The organism is Psychrobacter sp. JCM 18900 (assembly GCF_904846625.1).
In the GTDB taxonomy this organism is placed as follows: domain Bacteria; phylum Pseudomonadota; class Gammaproteobacteria; order Pseudomonadales; family Moraxellaceae; genus Psychrobacter.
This window is the reverse complement of the sequence record NZ_CAJHBL010000001.1, coordinates 143,239-163,564: the sequence shown is the minus strand read 5'-3', so window position 1 is coordinate 163,564 and position 20,326 is coordinate 143,239. Positions and strand designations below refer to the sequence as shown.

Sequence of the window (20,326 nt, the reverse complement as noted above, 5' to 3'; positions counted from 1 at the left end):
AGTGAGGTAACTTGACCTAATAATTCATAAAGAACGGTCATGATTGAGCATAAAAAAACAGCTACCTTCTAAAAGATAGCTGTTCGTCAGTTATAAAGTTATTTACTACTGTTAATTAGTTGATACTGACTAACTTCAAACTTGGTTTATTTTGCAATATCAAAGCGATCTGCATTCATAACTTTGTTCCAAGCGCGGACGAAGTCACGAACGAATTTCTCTAAGTTATCATCTTGCGCATATAGCTCAGCATAAGCACGTAATATAGAGTTAGAGCCAAATACCAAATCTACACGGCTTGCTTGCCATTTGACGTTTCCTGTACCACGCTCACGTACTTCGTAGCTATTGGCAGTGTTGTCTGCTGCTCTTACAGGATGCCATGTGTAGTTCATGTCCGTTAAATTAACAAAGAAGTCATTGGTAAGCACGCCCGCACGTTCCGTAAAGACGCCATGTTGGCTCTGACCGTGGTTGGTATCAAGCACTCGCATACCACCAAGCAATACAACCATCTCAGGAGCAGTTAGACCCATTAGCTGCGTGCGATCAAGTAGCATCTCTTCTGGTGATACCGCATAGTCACCCTGAATCCAGTTACGATAGCCATCATGTAGCGGCTCTAAATCAGCGAAAGATTCAGCGTCAGTCATTTCAGCGTCAGCATCACCGCGACCTGGATTAAACGGTACAGTAATATCTACGCCTGCATCGTTTGCTGCTTGTTCAATAGCGGCGTTACCAGCCAATACAATGAGGTCTGCTAAGCTAACGTCTTTATCAAAGCCAGACTGAATACTGGTCAATGTCTCAAGCACACGTTGTAGCTGTTCTGGCTCATTGCCTGTCCAATCTTTCTGTGGGGCTAAACGGATGCGTGCACCATTTGCACCGCCGCGATAGTCCGAAGCGCGGAAGGTACGAGCGCTGTCCCATGCTGTAATGATCAACTCACGACGACTAATGTTACTGTTTAATATTTGCGATTTTAGCGTTGCAATATCATCAGCAGTCAAGTCCGCATTACCTGTAGGAATAGGGTCTTGCCATACAAAGTCTTCGCTCGGTACATCAGCACCTAAGTAACGAGATTTCGGTCCCAAATCGCGGTGAGTCAGTTTGAACCACGCTCTAGCGAATACTTTATCAAAGTACTCTGGGTTGTTATGGAACTTCTCTGAAATCTCACGATAGATAGGATCTTTGCTCAATGCCATATCTGCATCAGTCATGATTGGGTTACGACGTACACTTGGATCATGAGCATCTAACGGACGATCTTCCTCTTTGATGTCAGTTGGTTCCCACTGCCATGCGCCCGCTGGACTTTTGGTCAATGCCCATTCATGGTTCAATAGAAGCTCAAAGTAACCATGATCCCACTGGGTAGGGTTGGTGGTCCATGCGCCTTCGATACCACTTGAAACGGTATCGCCTGCATTACCACGACCTTTAGGATTGCGCCAGCCTAGACCTTGCTCTTTAACGTCAGCGGCTTCTGGCTCATCTTCTAGTATTGTCGCATCACCATTACCGTGACATTTACCAACGGTGTGTCCACCAGCGGTTAGAGCGACCGTCTCTTCATCGTTCATTGACATACGAGCAAAAGTAGTACGCATATCTTGAGCAGTTTTTAGTGGGTCAGGGTTACCATCGACACCTTCAGGATTGACATAAATCAAGCCCATTTGTACTGCTGCTAGTGGGTTTTCTAGTGAGGCGCGGTCTTCGTCGCTGTCATAACGGTTTTTGGTAGCGGCTAACCATTCGCGCTCAGAACCCCAGTAGATGTCTTTTTCTGGATGCCAGATATCAGCTCGGCCGCCAGCAAATCCTAGTGTTTTAAAGCCCATAGATTCATAAGCCATGTTACCTGCCAAAATCATCAAATCTGCCCAAGACAATTTATTGCCGTATTTTTTCTTGATTGGCCACAATAGACGACGGGCTTTGTCAAGGTTGACGTTGTCAGGCCAGCTGTTCAATGGTGCAAAGCGTTGGTTACCAGTATTAGAGCCGCCGCGACCATCAGCACCGCGATACGTACCAGCTGAATGCCAAGCCATGCGAATCATCAAGCCGCCATAGTGACCCCAATCCGCTGGCCACCATTCTTGCGACTCAGTCATTAGATTTTTTAGGTCAGTTTTGACCGCTTCTAGATCTAGCTGTTTAAAAGCTTCAGCATAATCAAAGTCTTCACCCATTGGGTCAGTCTTTTTGTCTTGCTGGTGCAATATGTCTAAGTTCAGTGCGTTTGGCCACCAATCCGTCGCAGCAGATGCAGTGGTAGTATGTGCCTGATGCATAACAGGGCAGCCACCCATGCTCGGACGCTCAGGCTCATGCGTGTTATCAACGTTTTCGCTATGGATCGTTGGACCTTGACCATCGCCTTTGTCATAAGTGGTATTGGTTGATTCAGTATTATTGTTGCTTTCGTGATCTACAGGACAACGAGCAGCATCTGGGGCAGTGTTTTTGTCGGTGGTGTTATTGGTTGAGTCGGACATGGTATAACTCCTAGGCTATGATAATAGAAAGAACAAACCGTGAATCTCGGTAGTCGTTGTTTATGTACAAAGCATAACTAAGCTGAGTAGATTTATAAAACTAATATATAAGAATTATAAGTTTTAAATTACTAATCATAAAAAGCTTGATGTTTTGTTTATCTCAATCTTCATTAACGCCCGTGCTTATCATCGCCAGTTAAGAGTAAACCAATAGAGTGCACCTAACCAATCAAGCCTGCGTCAGTTTTACTACTACCTTTATATTACCTATAAATAATGTCATTGTCAGACATCTTTCAAAACAGAAATTAGCAATAAAAAAGAGAGCTAAGATAACCTTGGTAAAACACTGCAGTTTTTTGCGTTACTATTAAGAAATATAAGCGATTGCCCATGGCCTGCAATCGCTAAGTTAATGCAAAAACATCTAGTCAAGATAAAGGTTCTCAAGTACCATAACTGGATTTTGTTGTAATGATAATATTGGTGCAACGTAGAGCAATTTTTATCGATCCTTTTGTCGATAACTGATTCTAAAGATTGATAAAAATTGTGCGCGGTTGTGTTCTTTGTCTGAATTGTTGGTGAGTTATTATGTCTGCTGTCAAATCTGTACCACCCAATCAACCAATTGCCAAAAAGTCATGGGGCGAGGCTACAAAAGCTTATCTCGATCCTCGTGTCATTATTATGCTGTTTTTGGGGTTCTCAGCGGGTATACCTATTCTGCTGATTTTCTCAAGTCTATCGCTATGGCTGAGAGAAGCAGGCATTGATCGTAGTGTCGTCACTATGTTCAGCTGGGCAGCATTGGGTTATTCGTTCAAATTTATTTGGGCGCCATTGATTGATGCGCTCCCTGTGCCGTTTTTGACCAAGTGGCTGGGGCGTCGTCGTAGTTGGATGGTGGTATCACAGCTGCTTATCGTGCTGGCGATCTTTTTGATGGCAAGGGTAAATCCTGTTAGCGAAGATGTCTTGGTTTATATGGCAGGCGCGGCCGTGTTGCTTGGGTTCTCTTCTGCGACGCAAGATATCGTAATTGATGCGTACCGTATTGAGCTTGCACCGCCGTCTATGCAGTCTATCTTGTCCTCTATCTATGTGTCAGGCTACCGTATCGGCATGATTGTCGCAGGGGCAGGCGCGTTATATTTGGCTGATTATTTCGGCTCAAATGAGACATTTTATAGTTATGAAGCGTGGCGCAATACCTATTACATCATGGCAGGGGTTATGACATTAGGGGTATTAACGACGTTTGCCAGTTATGAGCCAACCGCTGAGACCCTGCAAAGTAAAAAGCAAAAGGGTAACTTAAAAGTATTCCTGATTTATTCTGCGCTGCTGCTTATCCCAGGTCTGCTGTTTGGTGTTATTTACCTGATTAATATTTTGATCAATACAGTATTTGATAGCACAGTGGCCTTGATACCACTAATAATAATGCCAGCGATTAAGTTTTACTTTTTAGCATTGGTCGCGTGCGCGCCATTATTATTGCTGTACTTTATTATCAATCAACCAAAAATCATTAACAAAGCCCCATTGGTCGCTGAAACTCGTGAAGACTACGTCAGACTGGTAGCGTTGTTTGTATTTTCAGTGATTGCCTTTATCGCTGCTTATATATTGATGGGGCAAGTCTTACCCGAGTTTGAAGGCGCTTTTTCTAGTTTCTTTGTAGAAACCTTGCACTTATTAGTAAGCCTAGGCGCGGCGATGGCAGCAGGTTATGCCCTGGTACAAGTAGGACTGGTGAAAAAAGAAGTGGCCATGGCAACATGGATCGAGCCTGTTTTAGATTTTTTCCGACGTTATGGCAAAAAAGCCCTGCTGCTATTAGCCTTGATTGGTCTATACCGTATCTCAGATATCGTCGCAGGCGTGATCTCCAACGTCTTTTATCAAGACATGGGCTTTAGCAAAACAGATATCGCCAATGCCGTAAAACTGGTCGGTGTAATTATGGCAATTGCAGGCGGTTTTTTGGGCGGGATTTTGGCTCAGCGTTTCCGTATCATGCATGCCATGATGATTGGCGCGATTTTGGCGTGTGCGACCAACCTGTTGTTTGTGGTATTGACGTACAACCCAGGCAGCCTGCCGATTATGTATATGGCAGTGATATTTGATAACTTGGCTGCGGGCCTTGCGAGCGCTGTATTTATCGCTTTCTTATCAGCACTGACCTCGATTCGCTTTACTGCTGTACAGTATGCGATTTTTTCCTCGTTGATGACGCTGATACCAAAAGTGATGGGTGGTTATTCTGGTGCTATCGTCGATAATATGGGTTATCCGTTTTTCTTTATCTTTACCTTCGCTATCGGTATTCCAATTCTGGCGCTGATTTACTTTGTCGATAGACATATTGTCATTGGTGATAACGATGATATTTATGGCGATGACAATAATGATGGCAGCGGTGGCAATGGGGTAGGTGAAAAACTAAGCAAAACCAACCCTAACCTGACCGATACCAAAGAGCCACCACGCGCATCAGAGTAGGCTAAGGAGTATTTTACCTTTATACATTCACTGTTTTTTAAGAGCTATCTATGACCATATCGACCATTCGTCAAATCAAGCAGCAGATTCAACAACTAACGAATGGTGATACTGATAATCAGCTACCGTCGTTTTGGCTGACGGACTGGTTGCTGCATGTCATTGATAAGCCTGCGATAACGTTGATGACTGACGAAGATTATCAGCTAACTGATAGTGAGATTGCACTTTTCAACGATGGTGTGGTGAAAATGCAGCAAGGCATACCGCTTGCTTATCTGACTGGTCAGCAGGAGTTTTGGTCGCTGAGCTTTAACGTGAATGAGCATACTTTGATTCCTAGGCCTGATACCGAAGTATTGGTCGAGCAGGTGTTAAACTGGATAAATGACCATTCAACATGTCTCAGTAATAAACGATTACTAGATTTGGGGACAGGGTCAGGTTGTATCGCTATCAGTCTTGCTCATGAGTTAAAGCACGCTAATTGGCAAGTCGTGGCGGTTGATTTGTCGTCAGAGGCGCTTAAAGTGGCTCAGCATAATGCCGTGAGCAATAACGTCGCTGATGTTGAGTTTGTTCAAAGCAGTTGGTATCAAGCGCTACCTATTTGCGATGAGCCGCAGTTTGATATTATCGTGTCAAACCCTCCTTATATTGACGAGACAGATGAGCATTTAGCCCATCTAAAAGCTGAACCGATCAGCGCCTTGAGTGCACCCAATCAGGGTTTAGCTGATATCGAGCATATCGTCCAGCAAGCAACAAAGTATTTACGTACAGGTGGGCTACTGGCTATCGAGCATGGATATGATCAAGGTGATGCTGTTCGACAGTTATTTTTGAATAGTAATTTTGAGTCAGTAGATACCGCAAAAGACTACGGTGGTAATGATCGCGTCACGCTAGGGCAAGCTCAGTAGACAGACTTTTTAGTAAACTTATTTGATTATAGGCTTTGAATGATTATGGCAGAAGCGCTGGTACAGCTATCGGATGACGAGCTGCTCCGTTATGCTCGGCAAGTTTTATTAGACGGTTGGGATATGGATGCTCAGCTACGACTCAAGTCAGCACGCGTGGTGATGATAGGCGCAGGTGGCCTAGGCTGCCCTGCTTCTGAAACATTGGTACGTGCTGGAGTAGGCCATGTCCATCTGATCGATGATGATGAAATTGAGGCAAGCAACTTACAACGGCAAACGCTGTTTTTGCCTGACGATATCGGTAAGCCCAAAGCATTGACCGCAGCAGCCATGTTAGAGCGCATCAATCCTTTGATAAAGACTCGTGGCACAGTGGCGCGGTTAGATGAAGATAATGCCTATGAATTGCTCGATATGGCAGCAGGCAAGCCGGACTTACTCTTAGACTGTACGGATAATTTTGCCACGCGCGACATCATCAATCGTATTAGTGTACGCTACCAGATCCCTCTATTGTCTGCATCGGCAATTGCGATGCAAGGGCAGTTAGCACTGTTCGAACCTCAGCTCGATACTGGTTGCTATCATTGCGTGTTCGGCTCCGTAGTGCTCGACGAAGCCGCTGACGAACGTACGTGTGCCAATTCAGGAGTGCTGGCCAGTACCACTGCGGTTATGGGTAATCTGCAAGCCAATGCTGCACTACAATACTTGGGATTAACCAAAAATCCACTGACAAACAAACTGCTCATATGGGATGGTAGTCAGATGCAGCAGCGGCTGATGGGGTATCGAAAAGACCCGCAGTGTCCTGTCTGTAGCAGTCCTATAGTCAACTCTCTATAAATTGGATACGGTGTCAGGCTTGCTTAGTCTACGACTTGTAGTACTGTCACTCGCCTTCCTTGTATCCAAATTATATTGAATCCACTATAACTGAGTAATCTGATTTTAACGCATCTTTATATTGTATTGCCTATCTTCAAACCTCCTTCTTATTACCATAGTTGTTTTTTATGAAAATTCATCGTCCGCATTTATTAAAGCATACTTTTAATGTCATGAACCGTGTTCGCCAAACAGCGAGTGTGGCAGGTCTGTCTGCGCTAAGAGTGGCAAAAGGTGAGAAACCTGACGCGATGCTACTCAAAGAAACCTTTGAGCAGTTAGGTACGACTTATATCAAAATCGGTCAGTTCATCGCCAGTACGCCGTCATTGTTTCCACGTGATTATGTCAAGGCTTTCCAGAGCTGTTTGGATCAAACCACGCCATTGTCTTATGCTTATATTGAGCAAGTGCTAAAAGAAGAACTAGCGACTGATGGCATGACCCTTGATGATACGTTTGCACATATTGACTCAGAGCCGCTAGCCTCGGCTTCTATCGCTCAAGTGCATGCAGCACGGTTGCACAATGGCGATGAAGTGGTGTTAAAGGTACAAAAGCCTGGCGTCGAGACCATCATGCAGACCGACTTGGGTGTATTGCATGGTGTAACTAAGCTACTTGAGATCCTGATGCCATCGATGAAATTTGCAAGTATCGCGCCGATTATCGATGAGATTCGTCTGCGTATGCTTGCCGAGACTGACTTTATCGCTGAAGCACAGAATATCCGCGATTTTCAACAGTTCTTGGCGGTATCAGGAAATACTCGTGTCGTTGCACCAACTGTCTATGAAGAGCTGACTACTAAGCGTGTACTAACGATGAGCCGTCTATATGGCGTCTCTATGGTCGATGAGTCACTCATGCGTCAGTACTGTGCAGATCCTGCCCAAGTCATGGCAGACACCTTAAACACATGGTTTGCCAGTCTCATGTTATGCAATAGTTTCCATGCGGATTTACACGCTGGTAATTTGATGCTATTGACTGATGGTCGTATTGGATTTTTGGATTTTGGTATTGTCGGTAAGCTCAAAGCTGAGAGCTGGCGTGCGTGCATGGGCATGATGCAAGCCATGCAAGACAGTGACTATCAAGCCATGGCTCGCCATATGATTGATATGGAGATGACGCATGGTGGCAATAAAGTCGATGTGGCTGCACTGGGGAATGACTTACAGCGTATGATGACAACCATCATGGCAGAAGATAAAACCTTTACCAGCGGTGTTCCTTTCAATAGTAAAGAGCAAGCCGATGAGCTTAATAAAATGATGCTTGAGATTGTTGAGGTTGGTAAACGTCATGGCATCCATTTCCCACGCGACTTTGCTCTATTGACCAAACAGATGTTGTATTTTGATCGGTTTATGCGTACGCTAGCTCCAGATATGGATATGTTTAGCGACCAGCGGGTACAGATGCTAGGGCAGGATACGGTAGAGACGACAACGTTAGATGTGTCATAGTTTTTCTAGTACTTTATGCTGGCCTAATACATCTGATAGCTTCTCTATTTCTGCGTTTATTTATTACTGCTTTTGACTGTCTAACACAAAGGATTGTGTGCTAATTGCCGCAAAAATGGCTCTGTCATGATGACTGCTTTTAAAAGCCGTATGGTTCCGACGATTACCAACGAAGCTGCCATTGCCTGTATCGGTATGTACTGCATGGCAGTCGTCATGGGTTATGGACGCTTTCTGTTTACCGCCACCTTACCTGATATTATGGTGCAATTGTCGCTATCAACGACGATTGCAGGCTGGCTGGCATCAATCAATTATATCGGTTACTTTATTGGCGCTCTTATTGCTATGTTTGTGCCTCAGCGCTCGACATGGCAGGCGATGACACTTTGGGCGATTATAAGTGTTGTTACCACGATGTTACTCGTCATACCAAATATGTCGCTCACACTATGGTATATCATCCGCTTAATTGCAGGTATTGCAAGTGGCGTGGCGATGATTCTAAGCTCATCGTTTGTCATTCAAACCCTTAGCCCTGAGCGCCGTTCTGTATTATCAGCAGTCCACTATGCAGGTATTGGTGTCGGCATCAGCGCCTCTGCCATTGTAACGTGGTGGCTATTAAAATTAGGCTATCACTTCGATGTAATTTGGCTAGTCGCAGGCGTCACCAGTTTACCGCTTGTGTGGCTACTTTATGCAGTAAAACCGAGACAGGTAGAGACTGTTGATTCGCAGCAGATTGATGCCAAACAACACGTATCAATGCATCAGGCCTATTTAAACTTTAAACGCTCCTTATATGAAGCCATCTCTGGGCACCATAAATCGCTTGCTTTACTTTTTGTCAGCTACGTACTGGCAGGGTTTGGTTATATTAGCTCAGCAACTTTTTTGCCCGTCATGGCAGCACAACGTCTAACAACACAGATGTATGCTGGACTCATGATTTGGTTGGTTGTTGGTATTTTTGCGATGTTGTCAAACCCCCTATGGGGCGCGCTTGCCAAACGTATCGGTGAGATAAAAACCTTAATGGGGCTGACGGTATTGCAAGCATTTGGGATGTGCTTGCCGATATGGTTTGATGGGGCGCTTGGATTGTATGGCAATGCTGCAATTTTAGGATTGACCTTTGTCGGTATGGTATCGATGACACTGACTTTATTTAAAAACATCAATCCTGCCTATTCTAATTTACTGATTGCTTTGGCAACGTTGGCTTATGCGTTAGGGCAGTTTTTGGGGCCTTTGGTCACGGTAGCGCTGGCAGGGCAGGATGGTAATTTCAATGCAGGCTTACTTGTCGCTGCTATTGGATTAATGATCGGATTTGTACTATTGGTATGGTTTCGTCGACAGTCACCAACGACCGCTTAGATCGTCTAAACTACGCTACGGCTAAATACTTCTCGTAGTTCAAAACTGGTATGAACTTGGGCTACGCCTTCGATACGATTGAGGCGATGCAATAAAAACTCTTCGTAATGTGTCATATCACGTACTCTGACCTTAATCAGATAGTCTTCGGTGCGTCCTGTGACAATACTACAGCTAATGACTTCCTCAAAGCTTTGAACTTTGCGTTCAAACTGCTCGAAACGTTCTGCTGTATGTCGATCCATACTAATAGCGATAAACACGGCTAGCGGATAGCCAAGTTTTTGTGCATCGGTTTTGGTGTGGTAGCCAGTGATTATGTTCGCATCTTCTAAGCGCTTTATACGACGTGCACAAGGGGTGGCAGACAGGTTGACGCGTTCAGCGAGTTCAGTAATGCTTATACGCGCCTGCGTTTGCAATAAGCGTAGCAACTGTCTATCTATCTCGTCTATATCTGCTGTCCCTGTACTATCAATATAATTGTCTGGCATTTCTCAAGCCTTAATAGTGAATTTATTCGATTATAATGTCTAAATTGTGTTTTTCCACTAAAATAACAGAAAATAAAGTAAAAGAAAGCAGGTTTCTCTCTGTTAAACTTTGATATTATTATGGTATGAACACTAGTTATCTCGTATGATAAATACTGATCTAATCAACAGCTAATCGCCTAGCTAAATATATAAATAACCATATCATCTAAGGATTGATTATGTCTGACCAAGCCACGCACACTGCAGCCACAGGGACTGCAAAGATCACACCAAAAAGTGCCGCTTTTGACTTCCGTAAATACCGTCCATTTGCATTTGCGCCATCGCTGCCAGATCGTACTTGGCCAAGCAAAACAATTGAGAAGTCACCGATATGGGCAAGTGTGGATCTGCGTGATGGTAACCAAGCACTGATTGATCCGATGACCATTGAACAAAAAATGCGCTTCTTTAAGACCTTAGTAGACGTTGGCTTTAAAGAGATTGAGATTGGTTTCCCGTCAGCGGCGCAGGTAGAGTTTGACTTTGCGCGTAAGCTTATCGAAGAAAACCACGTACCTGAAGATGTAACGTTACAAGTATTGGTACAAGCCCGCGAGCATTTGATTGCCCGTACTTTTGAATCATTAAAAGGTGCTAAACGTGCGGTTGTCCATGTTTATAACTCGACCAGCCGTGTACAACGCGAAAAAGTCTATGGCAAAGATGAAGCCGAAATCAAAGAGATTGCGATTGCAGGTGCCAAGCTATTACAAGAATATGCAGCAAAGTACCCTGAGACAGATTGGGTGTTTCAGTACTCGCCAGAGAGCTTTAGCCAGACAGAAACTGAATATGCCGTAGAGGTTTGCGATGCAGTATGTGACGTGTGGCAACCACAGCAGGGTCAGGAAGTTATTTTTAACTTGCCAGCGACGGTTGAGGCTTCTATGCCCAATGTCTTTGCTGATCAAGTAGAGTACTTCTGCCGAAATTTAGCGCAGCGTGAGCACGTGATTGTGAGCTTGCATACCCATAATGACCGTGGCTGTGCGGTAGCGGCAGCTGAATTGGGTGTGCTTGCAGGTGCGGATCGTATCGAAGGCACATTGCTTGGTAACGGTGAGCGTACAGGTAACATGGATATCATGGTCATGGCCATGAACTTGTTTAGCCAAGGTATCGATCCTGAGCTTGATTTTAGCAATATGAGTGAAATCGTACAGGTGGTGAGCGAATGCAATAACTTACCATTGCACCCACGTCATCCTTATGTAGGCGAGTTGGTCTTTACGGCATTTAGTGGCTCACATCAAGATGCTATCAAAAAATCTCTCGATTACAATGAAAGCAATCAGAGCGAAACAGACAACGTCTGGGACGTGGCTTATCTACCTATCGATCCTGCGCATATTGGGCGTAGCTACCAAGATGTGGTACGTATCAATAGCCAGTCAGGCAAAGGCGGCGTCGCATATATCTTGCAGCGTAACTACGGTTTTAACCTACCACGTTGGATGCAAATTGACTTTAGCCGTGTGGTACAAAAGCAAGCTGAAGCGGCTGCACGAGAATTGCAGAATGATGAAATCTTGCAGACCTTTGAAGATACTTACTTGCAGCAGGGCAAATTTGAGCTGCTAGACTATAGCGTCAACAATAAAGGCGGTGCGGTTTACTTTAGTGGTCAAGTACAAATGAATAGCGACACCATCGATATTGATGGCACGGGTAACGGCCCATTGTCATCGTTTATTGACGGACTTGCGCAGCATACGGGCAAATCACTACATATTATTAACTATGCAGAGCATGCGATTAACCCGCATCATAACAGCGGTAATGGTATCGATGATGATACCAATAGTGATAACAAAACCAATGCCAATGCTGCCGCTTACATTCAGTTAAATGTTGATGGCGAAGTGTATTCAGGTATCGGTACTTGCAGCAGTACAGTATCAGCCATGCTAAAAGGGGCGTTATCAGCTTTTGCTCAAGCGCTAAATACAGAAGCTGCTTAATATTAAGTAGTCATTGTATTACGCAGAATTCTGTATGCTAATAACGCCATTGCTTCTTGTCTCTAGCAAGTAAAGCAATGGCGTTATTTTTTGCTATAAATACCTATGAAATTCCAACTATAGGTTTATGAGCAATAGCATAATGTTACTTGTGTTTTTGGTGTCTAAGACTTACGCTAATGTATATATTAAAATATTATAATTAAAAGGTTAATTATGGAACCTATTTCATTTGCATCATTTACACTGGCATCTATTTTGGCTTCGTTGCCTGCGAACGGTGAGGCTATTACCAAGCCGACCATTACCACTCATATTAGTCCAGCCATTGCTGGACAGTGGGAAATAGACTTGGACAGCAGCGCTCATTTTACTCAGGCTATGATGACCAAGGAAGCGGAAGCTAACCAGTCAGTATCAAATAGTGCGCGACAGCCTAGCAGTGTAGAGCCTAAGGTGATTACGGGCATGGACGGCGGCGTACTGACTCAAAGTGAAGAGCGGGTTCTAAATATTCAACCAACTACTAGTAAGAACTTACTTGCGTCAGTTGGTCAGTCTGACCAGTGCCGTGAGCTATATAACTTTAGTGCGGATAATGAAATGTGGTCTGTCAGTGGCAAAGAGTGGACATACGGACGCTATCTAGTCACCCACCGTGAAGAAGGGCTGCCAGTTATTGCGATCAAGACTGTTTATGATAATAATGAAGTAGATTGCTCAGGCAATCAGATCGACCAGACTGATGAAGCGTTGATTGCATTTATTAATCATGATGGTAATCAGATGCAATGGTGCGCTGACCCTGATGGTAACGAGTGCTTTATGAACTTCAATAGAGTGTTGCCATAATTAGATATGCTCGTTGTACTTTACGTATGATTGACAGCTTATTGATGACATAAAAAAACCGCTATATTAATAGCGGCTTTTTTATATGTTTTTTAAATGACAATTGCAGAGAGCTTATTAAGCTTAGTAGACTCTACAGGTATTTCAGCTTACGAGTCTTTTTTGGCTTTATTCGCAGTCAGCAGCTCTCTTTCGAGATAGTGAATATTTTGCGCTTCACGAGTAAAGTTATCATCCGCTAAAATCACATCACGATGCAAAGGAATATTGGTTTTGATACCTTCGATAATTAGCTCATCAAGGGCATGTACTGTCTTAGCAATGGCTTGCTGACGAGTTTGACCGTGACAAATAAGCTTACCAATCAATGAATCATAATAGGTCGGTATTTCATAGCCAGGGTATAGATGAGAGTCAAAACGGATACCAGAACCACTTGGCGTGAACAATTGACTGATAGTACCTGGGCAAGGTACGAAAGTCGCTGCATCTTCGGCATTGATACGACATTCGATCGCATGACCCTGAATCTCAATCTCACTTTGACGATAAGATAGGCCGTAACCGGCAGCAATTTTAAGCTGTTCGACCACAACATCAATACCAGTAATCATCTCAGTCACTGGATGCTCAACCTGTACACGAGTGTTCATTTCAATAAAGAAAAACTCGTTATTTTCAAACAAGAATTCAAACGTACCAGCACCGCGATACTTAACAAGCTCGCAAGCTTTTACGCAAGCTTTTAAGATTGGCTCACGTACATCATCTGGGATGTCTGGGGCAGGTGCTTCTTCTAGTACTTTTTGATGGCGACGCTGCAATGAGCAATCACGGTCATATAGATGGATAGCATTACCATTACCATCACCCAACACCTGTACTTCTACGTGACGCGGGTTTTGTAGATAGCGCTCCATATAGACAGTGTCATCACCGAACCAGAGCTCAGCTTCTTGTTTGGCCGCTTGTACTTGACCAATTAGTTCATCAAAGCGTTCAACCACACGCATACCGCGTCCACCACCGCCAGAAGCTGCTTTAATCAATAGTGGGAAGCCAATATTGCGGGCTTGCTCTTCAGCATTGTGCAGGGTCACAGCGCCAACTGAACCAGGTACGGTTGGTACGCCTGCTTTTTTCATAGCGTTGATGGCAGAAACTTTGTTGCCCATAAGGCGAATATGATCAGCATTAGGACCAACGAAGGTCAATCCTGCTTCTTCTACTTGTTCAGCAAATTCAGCATTTTCAGACAAAAAGCCATAACCGGGATGGATAGCATCTGCACCAGTAATTTCAGCAGCAGTTAAGATGGTATTGATATCAAGGTAGCTTTGGTTAGCATTAGGCTTGCCAATACAAATTGCCTCATCAACAAAGCGCAAGTGCATCAAGTTGGCATCCGCAGTAGAGTAGACACCTACCGTTTCGATACCTAGCGCTTTACAGGCGCGGACGATGCGCAGGGCAATTTCACCTCTGTTGGCAATGAGCAATTTTTTTATCATGGGTTCATCCTTGTCGAAGCGTCAGTCATTGACTGAGTTTCGATACATAGCATCATGTTGTTTAGCATTGACGCGGTATATATACCAAAAGTCAGCCATAATGAAATAAAGTATGGCAAATATCGTTACGCTTTGTAGCGTATGACAGGTTGACCGAACTGTACGACTTCAGAGTTATCTACCAAGATTTCGTCAACAATACCACTTTGAGTCGCTTCAAGCGGGTTCATGATTTTCATGGCTTCGATGATACCTAAGGTATCACCTGCCTGAACCTTTTGACCGACTTTCACAAATGGTGGGTCATTAGGACTTGGTGCTGAATAGAAAACACCAACCATTGGTGAAGACTCAACGCTACCCGCTTTTTCTGCAGGTTTGCCTTCGACAGCGGCAGCAGGAGCAGCGCTCGCAGCTGGGGCGGCCATCATAGTTGGCGCAGGCGCGTCATAGTGACGAGTTAAGCTAATATGCTCGTCGTCAGAACTGATTTCTAAATTAACCAGTTCACTTTCTTCCATAAGGGCGATGAGGGTGCGTATTTTTTCAATATCCATAGTTTTTATCTGGCCTTATACTAAATTCGAGAAATAGTGTAACTAAATATTGTCTAATTAATTGCTAATGATACCTAGATTCAAGGCAATGAGCAATCAATGTACAGTTGTTAACTGAGAATTTTTACATATTTTGACGTAAGCCATCTTTTTAGCAAGAAAATATCTACGATTTTTCATAGTCTGTATGATCAAATGACGCTAATAATGATTATAAAATGCAATCCATGAGCAATTGGCTTAACCCCATAGCATAGTTAAACGTTTTTGCTGATAGCGTAGACGCAAAGTAAGTAAAATAGATGATAAGAACAAACCTGTAATCAACGCCATCCAAAACCCTTGTGCACCAACGTCAGTGAAACGCACCAGATAGACGCCAAGTGGTAGTGCAACTAACCAGTAGCAGAAGAGCGTTACCCACATCGGTACGGTGGTATCTTGCATACCGCGCAATATACCAGCAACGTTAACTTGCCAGCCATCAAATAACTGATAGGCAAGTGCAAAGATAAGCAAATGCATAGACTGAGCTCTAACTTCTGGATTATCGGTGAATGCTGCTGCGAGTTCCGGTCTGAATAGCCATATCCCAAGCATACAAGTCAAAGCGATCAATACGGTCCATACCAGTCCAGTAGCTTGCACTTGGCGCAGTGCTAATAGGTTTTTTTGACCAAATCGATTGGAGACCATGATAGTGAGCGCCATGGCGACCGATATCGGTATCATAAATAGCTGTGAGGTCACTGACAGCGCCACTTGATGCGATGCTGTTGCTAGCTCACCCAATGGACTGATAACGAGTGCGCCTAAGCTGAACAAACTGGCTTCAAAGAAAATAGAGATGCCAATAGGGATGCCGAGTTTTAACAGCTTTTTTATCTGTGTACGATTAGGGCTAGAGAAGCCATAAAAAAATCGTGTGCTCACAAATTCGCGACGTTTCGTGAAGCTAGTATAGGCCGCCAATAATAGGACATTTATCCATAATACCAGCGCTGTCGCCACCCCGCAGCCTGCACCGCCCATTTCTGGCATCCCAAATAACCCGTGAATAAAAATATAGTTCAAAGGAATATCTGCGAGTAGGCCAATGATACTAATGACAGTCACAGGCTCAGGACGACCCAATGCCTCACAATAACTGCGTAGGACGGCATATACAGCGAGCGCTGGGAAACCAAATGAGACACCATGTAAATACTGCGTCGCTATCGGCTGAATGTTTTCTGGGACACCCATAATGCCAAGGACATTGGGAGCCAAATTAACAATGATAAAACCAATAATGCCAATGACACCTGCTGTCCATAGAGACTGCTGCGTGATATGTGGTACTTGGCCGTGCTGGTCTTGACCAATCGCTTCACCAATCAGAGGTGTGGTTGCGATAAGCACACCTGTGGCCAATAAAAACAATGGTAGCCAAATACCAGAGCCAACGGCTACCGCAGCCAAATCAAGCGCCGAGACTTGACCTGCCATGATGGCATCGACTACGCCAAGTGCGGCTTGGCAAAACTGAGTAATTAAGATAGGGAGGGCAAGTACGCCTAAACGTAAGCTGTAGCTTTTAAAATCTTTGAAAGACAATGGAAAAACCATGGTAAGCAACTTTTTATTCTTTGCGGTAATTGTTATTAAGGTTATTATTAATAAACAAACACTGCTATCAATCGACTAAGATTGACACAGCAAGGAGAGTGTAGTGCCGACGATAATACTCCGATAAATAATATGAGCAAGCTTATAATGTTGCATAAGTAGATAGGCAGAGTATGAAAATAAAAGTAAAGACACTAAAATAAAAATAACCCGTCGATCCAAGTAGTGGATTGACAGGTCATATACATAATAAGATGGTAAAGAAGCAACACTATGATGTCAACGCTTTAGCGCCGCTATGTAGGTATTAATCTTAGGTTTTTTGTACTCTGTTTTATAGTTGATGGACAACAGCCAATAGCCAATTCAATGAGTTTACTCCGGCAACAACTCAAGTGTCTCCGCCATATCCATAATCGCTCGCCAATGTTTGGGCTCTAATGGAATCACCGTTAACTGCTGACAGCCTTTCCTCAATAATAACGAGTCTTCCAAAGTTGGCAAGAATTTTAACTCTGATAGTGGCAACACCTCTGTAAAAGCTTGCTCAAAAGCAAGATCAACCATATACCAACGAGGTGCATCTTCGGTCGCAATAGGATCATAATGACGATGCTCAGGGTGAAATTGAGTAGGATCAGGATACCCTGCTGTAGTAACTGTCATAATACCAGCGACTCCAGACGGCTTGGCGCTAGAGTGATAAAAGAATACCTTGTCGCCAACTTTCATATCATCACGCATAAAGTTACGTGCGCGGTAGTTGCGAACGCCGTCCCAACCGTCGGTGCCTAGGCGCTGCAAGTCTTCAATACCAAAAAATTTAGGGTTGGATTTCATTAACCAATACGCCATATATTTGTCCTTCGATTTTTTATTTATTTTTCAATTTGTGCTTAAAATTATCAGAGTTAGTTTCTCTTAGCTCGCTCTCAACCCCGTTTTTAATAGAGTCTCTATATACTGCCCATAAGTTGCCATGGTGAATAGGGCGTTTATACGTGTTTTTGTTAATAGTTTTATGATAGATAGGCTTTTCTTTATCTCATCTAGTCGCTATCCTAGCGTTACTTTTGATATCGATCATCATTGCTCACTACAAAATAAGTTTATTTATGCCCAAAGTGAATACAGACAGCATGCCAAACGAACTAAATACGTTAAGTCTTACTGAACCAACAATGGATACTATCGAGGTCGATGTGACTGACATTCCATTGTCTCTTTACATACACATTCCGTGGTGTGTGAAGAAGTGTCCTTATTGCGATTTTAATTCGCATGAGCTACCGATTGACAGTGGATTATCCATGTATGAGGAATACGTCGATGCATTACTGTTAGATGCCGCAATGCAGCAACCTTTAACTCAGGGCCGAAAAATTGGTTCGATATTTATTGGTGGTGGTACGCCGTCTTTGCTACCCATTGCTCAGTATCAACGATTGTTCTCTGGGTTACGTACATGTTTTGAATTTGCAGAAGACATCGAAGTTACGATGGAGGCCAATCCCGGCACGCTTGAGCATGCACCATTTGCGCAGTATTTAGAGGTTGGTATCAATCGTTTGTCTATCGGCGTACAGAGCTTTGCCGCTGATAAGCTAAAGGTACTTGGGCGTATCCATGATCCTGTGCAAGCGTTATCAGCGATTCGCACTGCCAAAGCGGCTGGATTTGTACGGGTCAACGTCGACCTGATGCACGGTCTACCGCAACAAACCATGAATGAAGCGCTAGAAGATATCCAAATGGCGCATGATGCTGGCGCAACGCATATCTCTTGGTATCAACTGACTATTGAGCCGAATACCGTGTTTTACCGCAGTCAGCCTATTTTACCCGATGAAGACAATTTGGCAGATATTGAACAAGCAGGTCAGTCGTTATTGCAGCAATTAGGTTATAGCAATTATGAGGTGTCGGCATGGGCAGGTGCGTTAGACAAACCATGCCGTCATAACATCAATTATTGGCAGTTTGGCGACTATCTAGCAATCGGCGCTGGAGCACATGGTAAAGTAACGATTGGTTGTAACGATAGCAATGGTGGTCATTCATCAGACGTAAAAGATAAAATGGAAGATGACTTGTTACTAGCGTCAGGTATCTATCGCTTTAGCAAATCACGTTTGCCAAAAGATTATGTAGTAATGAATCCAGATGTCACGGAGATGTCTGATACACGCCAAATCACACCAAAAATGGTTGGCTGGCAAGCGATTGATCAAGAAGAGTTGGTGAGCGAGTTTATGCTAAACGCACTGCGCTTACATGGCGGTGTCGCTTGGTCTATGTTCGAAAAGAGAACTGGATTAACCCTTGATAGTATTGCTGAACAAGTAAACAGTTTAGTCAAACAAGGATTGTTGGTAGATAGTGATACGCAGTTGCAACCGACCGTATTAGGACAGCGTTATCTCAATCAGATATTACGCGCGTTTTTATAAAATCGTGCTTGAGTGATTGTTTAATAACGGCGAAGTAAGAACACAAAAAAGGCTTATCAAATGAATGATAAGCCCTTTTGAAAATCTAAAAAAAGCAGACCTTAGATTTTGTTTTGTACTTCTTGTGCGCCGCCAGTTACAGCATCACCAGCGCTTGATACGTCTTGGCCAAAGCCTTTGAACGTGTTGCAACCAGTTAGAACGAACATAGCAGTTAAAGATGCGATGATTACTTTTTTCATAATAGTATCCTCAAAGATAAATGAATGGTTATAAATAACAACAGTGACGCTAAGCATCGTGCTCAAGCTTCACTGAAGGGGTATTGGATGTGACAGTCATACATAAATGCTATCGCGTTATCCATTACAGACATCATAGTGAAAGTTAAAAACGCTGCACAGTATCAAAATGTAATTATTGGCAGTAAACTGTAACTTTCGATTACCTACCGCTCATAAATTTAAATAATAGAGCGCTGAATATTTGTGGAGTAAGAATGACCATCCATATCGTGCTAGTAGCACCAAAAATGCCGAGCAATACTGGCAATATTATTCGACTGTGTGCCAATAGCGGAGCACAGCTACATTTAGTCAGACCGTTAGGGTTTGAGCTTGATGACAAAAAGCTACGCCGTGCAGGTCTTGATTATCACGAATATGCTCATTTGCAAGTGCATGATGATTGGACGGCTGCGAGACAAGCTCTAAAAGCCGCCGATTGCCATGTCGTTACCGCATTGACAACCAAACTGAGCAAACCGTTCTACGATTATGACTTTGGCAAAAACTCGGACTCTGAAGCATCTGATAAGGCTGCTATGCCCAATATCGCGCTGGTTTTCGGTTCTGAGACGGCAGGTCTGGCAGATGATATACGTGAAGATATCGGTGCTGATAACTGGCTAAGACTACCCATGCTAGCTGACTCGCGCAGTTTGAACTTATCAAATAGCGTAGCTATTTGTTTGTACGAGATATGGCGACAGCAAGGATTTGCAGGCGATGAAGGTCGTAGCGTTGGTTATGAGACATTGACAGTCTATGACCCAAAATAGCGATTCTACAAAGCAATAACTATAGACTTAAAAGTATTTGCATACTCAATGAGCAGTAAAATATTAGATACTGCTCATGTACATATGAT

16 protein-coding genes are annotated in these 20,326 nt (G+C 43.6%); 9 read left to right on the top strand and 7 right to left on the bottom strand.

From position 1 onward, the window contains the following. Positions 1-146 precede the first annotated feature (146 nt). Positions 147-2,330 (bottom strand): catalase/peroxidase HPI, encoded by a 2,184-nt coding sequence (katG, locus tag JMX96_RS00660; protein WP_201567221.1) that lies wholly within the window; start codon positions 2,328-2,330, stop codon positions 147-149. A 783-nt stretch (positions 2,331-3,113) separates the two neighbouring features. On the opposite strand from katG, the gene JMX96_RS00655 reads away from it, so the two are divergent. From JMX96_RS00655 to JMX96_RS00635, 5 genes are all read left to right on the top strand, one after another. Next, the gene (locus tag JMX96_RS00655; RefSeq protein ID WP_201566624.1) at positions 3,114-5,030 is read left to right on the top strand and encodes an AmpG family muropeptide MFS transporter; all 1,917 of its coding nucleotides are present in this window, start codon (positions 3,114-3,116) and stop codon (positions 5,028-5,030) included. Between the two features lie 50 nt (positions 5,031-5,080). Beyond that, positions 5,081-5,953, top strand: coding sequence for a peptide chain release factor N(5)-glutamine methyltransferase (prmC, locus tag JMX96_RS00650; protein ID WP_201566622.1), 873 nt, complete (start codon positions 5,081-5,083; stop codon positions 5,951-5,953). A gap of 45 nt (positions 5,954-5,998) precedes the next feature. Continuing rightward, positions 5,999-6,802: a HesA/MoeB/ThiF family protein gene (locus JMX96_RS00645; RefSeq protein WP_201567219.1), complete on the top strand. Its 804-nt coding sequence runs from the start codon at positions 5,999-6,001 to the stop codon at positions 6,800-6,802. 170 nt (positions 6,803-6,972) lie between these two features. After that, a complete protein-coding gene (locus tag JMX96_RS00640) occupies positions 6,973-8,316 on the top strand; it encodes an ABC1 kinase family protein (protein WP_201566620.1) in 1,344 nt (447 codons plus the stop codon). Between the two features lie 126 nt (positions 8,317-8,442). Further along, entirely contained in the window at positions 8,443-9,699 is a 1,257-nt protein-coding gene (locus tag JMX96_RS00635; protein ID WP_201566618.1) for a YbfB/YjiJ family MFS transporter, read from the top strand. Between the two features lie 5 nt (positions 9,700-9,704). Here JMX96_RS00635 and JMX96_RS00630 read toward each other — a convergent pair whose 3' ends face one another. Further along, the gene (locus JMX96_RS00630; RefSeq protein WP_201566616.1) at positions 9,705-10,193 is read right to left on the bottom strand and encodes an Lrp/AsnC family transcriptional regulator; all 489 of its coding nucleotides are present in this window, start codon (positions 10,191-10,193) and stop codon (positions 9,705-9,707) included. A 221-nt stretch (positions 10,194-10,414) separates the two neighbouring features. Here JMX96_RS00630 and leuA point away from each other — a divergent pair, with 221 nt between their 5' ends. Then, a complete protein-coding gene (leuA, locus tag JMX96_RS00625; protein ID WP_201566614.1) occupies positions 10,415-12,199 on the top strand; it encodes a 2-isopropylmalate synthase in 1,785 nt (594 codons plus the stop codon). A gap of 216 nt (positions 12,200-12,415) precedes the next feature. After that, complete coding sequence (locus JMX96_RS00620) at positions 12,416-13,051, top strand: hypothetical protein (protein ID WP_201566612.1); 636 nt, start codon at positions 12,416-12,418, stop codon at positions 13,049-13,051. Positions 13,052-13,200: 149 nt separating this feature from the next. Here JMX96_RS00620 and accC read toward each other — a convergent pair whose 3' ends face one another. The 4 genes from accC to JMX96_RS00600 form a co-directional block, all read right to left on the bottom strand. After that, a complete protein-coding gene (accC, locus tag JMX96_RS00615) occupies positions 13,201-14,562 on the bottom strand; it encodes an acetyl-CoA carboxylase biotin carboxylase subunit (RefSeq protein WP_057759692.1) in 1,362 nt (453 codons plus the stop codon). A 125-nt stretch (positions 14,563-14,687) separates the two neighbouring features. Then, the gene (gene accB, locus JMX96_RS00610; protein WP_102092842.1) at positions 14,688-15,119 is read right to left on the bottom strand and encodes an acetyl-CoA carboxylase biotin carboxyl carrier protein; all 432 of its coding nucleotides are present in this window, start codon (positions 15,117-15,119) and stop codon (positions 14,688-14,690) included. Positions 15,120-15,359: 240 nt separating this feature from the next. Next, complete coding sequence (locus tag JMX96_RS00605) at positions 15,360-16,727, bottom strand: MATE family efflux transporter (protein ID WP_201567218.1); 1,368 nt, start codon at positions 16,725-16,727, stop codon at positions 15,360-15,362. Between the two features lie 375 nt (positions 16,728-17,102). Beyond that, entirely contained in the window at positions 17,103-17,582 is a 480-nt protein-coding gene (locus JMX96_RS00600) for an EVE domain-containing protein (protein WP_201566610.1), read from the bottom strand. 326 nt (positions 17,583-17,908) lie between these two features. On the opposite strand from JMX96_RS00600, the gene hemW reads away from it, so the two are divergent. Beyond that, a complete protein-coding gene (gene hemW, locus JMX96_RS00595; protein ID WP_201567217.1) occupies positions 17,909-19,177 on the top strand; it encodes a radical SAM family heme chaperone HemW in 1,269 nt (422 codons plus the stop codon). 101 nt (positions 19,178-19,278) lie between these two features. Here hemW and JMX96_RS00590 read toward each other — a convergent pair whose 3' ends face one another. Beyond that, positions 19,279-19,419: an entericidin A/B family lipoprotein gene (locus JMX96_RS00590; protein WP_057759705.1), complete on the bottom strand. Its 141-nt coding sequence runs from the start codon at positions 19,417-19,419 to the stop codon at positions 19,279-19,281. Positions 19,420-19,676: 257 nt separating this feature from the next. Between JMX96_RS00590 and JMX96_RS00585 the strand changes: the two genes are divergently transcribed. Next, positions 19,677-20,237, top strand: a complete 561-nt coding sequence (locus tag JMX96_RS00585) for a tRNA (cytidine(34)-2'-O)-methyltransferase (protein WP_201566608.1) — start codon at positions 19,677-19,679, stop codon at positions 20,235-20,237. The last annotated feature ends 89 nt before the right edge of the window (positions 20,238-20,326 follow it).

Coding starts and splice junctions, on each gene's coding strand:
- accC (WP_057759692.1), bottom strand. CDS start 14,562: ATGATAAAAAAATTGCTCATTGCCAACAGAGGTGAAATTGCCCTGCGC.
- JMX96_RS00600 (WP_201566610.1), bottom strand. CDS start 17,582: ATGGCGTATTGGTTAATGAAATCCAACCCTAAATTTTTTGGTATTGAA.
- JMX96_RS00640 (WP_201566620.1), top strand. CDS start 6,973: ATGAAAATTCATCGTCCGCATTTATTAAAGCATACTTTTAATGTCATG.
- katG (WP_201567221.1), bottom strand. CDS start 2,330: ATGGGTGGCTGCCCTGTTATGCATCAGGCACATACTACCACTGCATCT.
- leuA (WP_201566614.1), top strand. CDS start 10,415: ATGTCTGACCAAGCCACGCACACTGCAGCCACAGGGACTGCAAAGATC.
- JMX96_RS00620 (WP_201566612.1), top strand. CDS start 12,416: ATGGAACCTATTTCATTTGCATCATTTACACTGGCATCTATTTTGGCT.
- JMX96_RS00630 (WP_201566616.1), bottom strand. CDS start 10,193: ATGCCAGACAATTATATTGATAGTACAGGGACAGCAGATATAGACGAG.
- JMX96_RS00645 (WP_201567219.1), top strand. CDS start 5,999: ATGGCAGAAGCGCTGGTACAGCTATCGGATGACGAGCTGCTCCGTTAT.
- accB (WP_102092842.1), bottom strand. CDS start 15,119: ATGGATATTGAAAAAATACGCACCCTCATCGCCCTTATGGAAGAAAGT.
- prmC (WP_201566622.1), top strand. CDS start 5,081: ATGACCATATCGACCATTCGTCAAATCAAGCAGCAGATTCAACAACTA.
- hemW (WP_201567217.1), top strand. CDS start 17,909: ATGGATACTATCGAGGTCGATGTGACTGACATTCCATTGTCTCTTTAC.
- JMX96_RS00635 (WP_201566618.1), top strand. CDS start 8,443: ATGATGACTGCTTTTAAAAGCCGTATGGTTCCGACGATTACCAACGAA.
- JMX96_RS00605 (WP_201567218.1), bottom strand. CDS start 16,727: ATGGTTTTTCCATTGTCTTTCAAAGATTTTAAAAGCTACAGCTTACGT.
- JMX96_RS00655 (WP_201566624.1), top strand. CDS start 3,114: ATGTCTGCTGTCAAATCTGTACCACCCAATCAACCAATTGCCAAAAAG.
- JMX96_RS00590 (WP_057759705.1), bottom strand. CDS start 19,419: ATGAAAAAAGTAATCATCGCATCTTTAACTGCTATGTTCGTTCTAACT.
- JMX96_RS00585 (WP_201566608.1), top strand. CDS start 19,677: ATGACCATCCATATCGTGCTAGTAGCACCAAAAATGCCGAGCAATACT.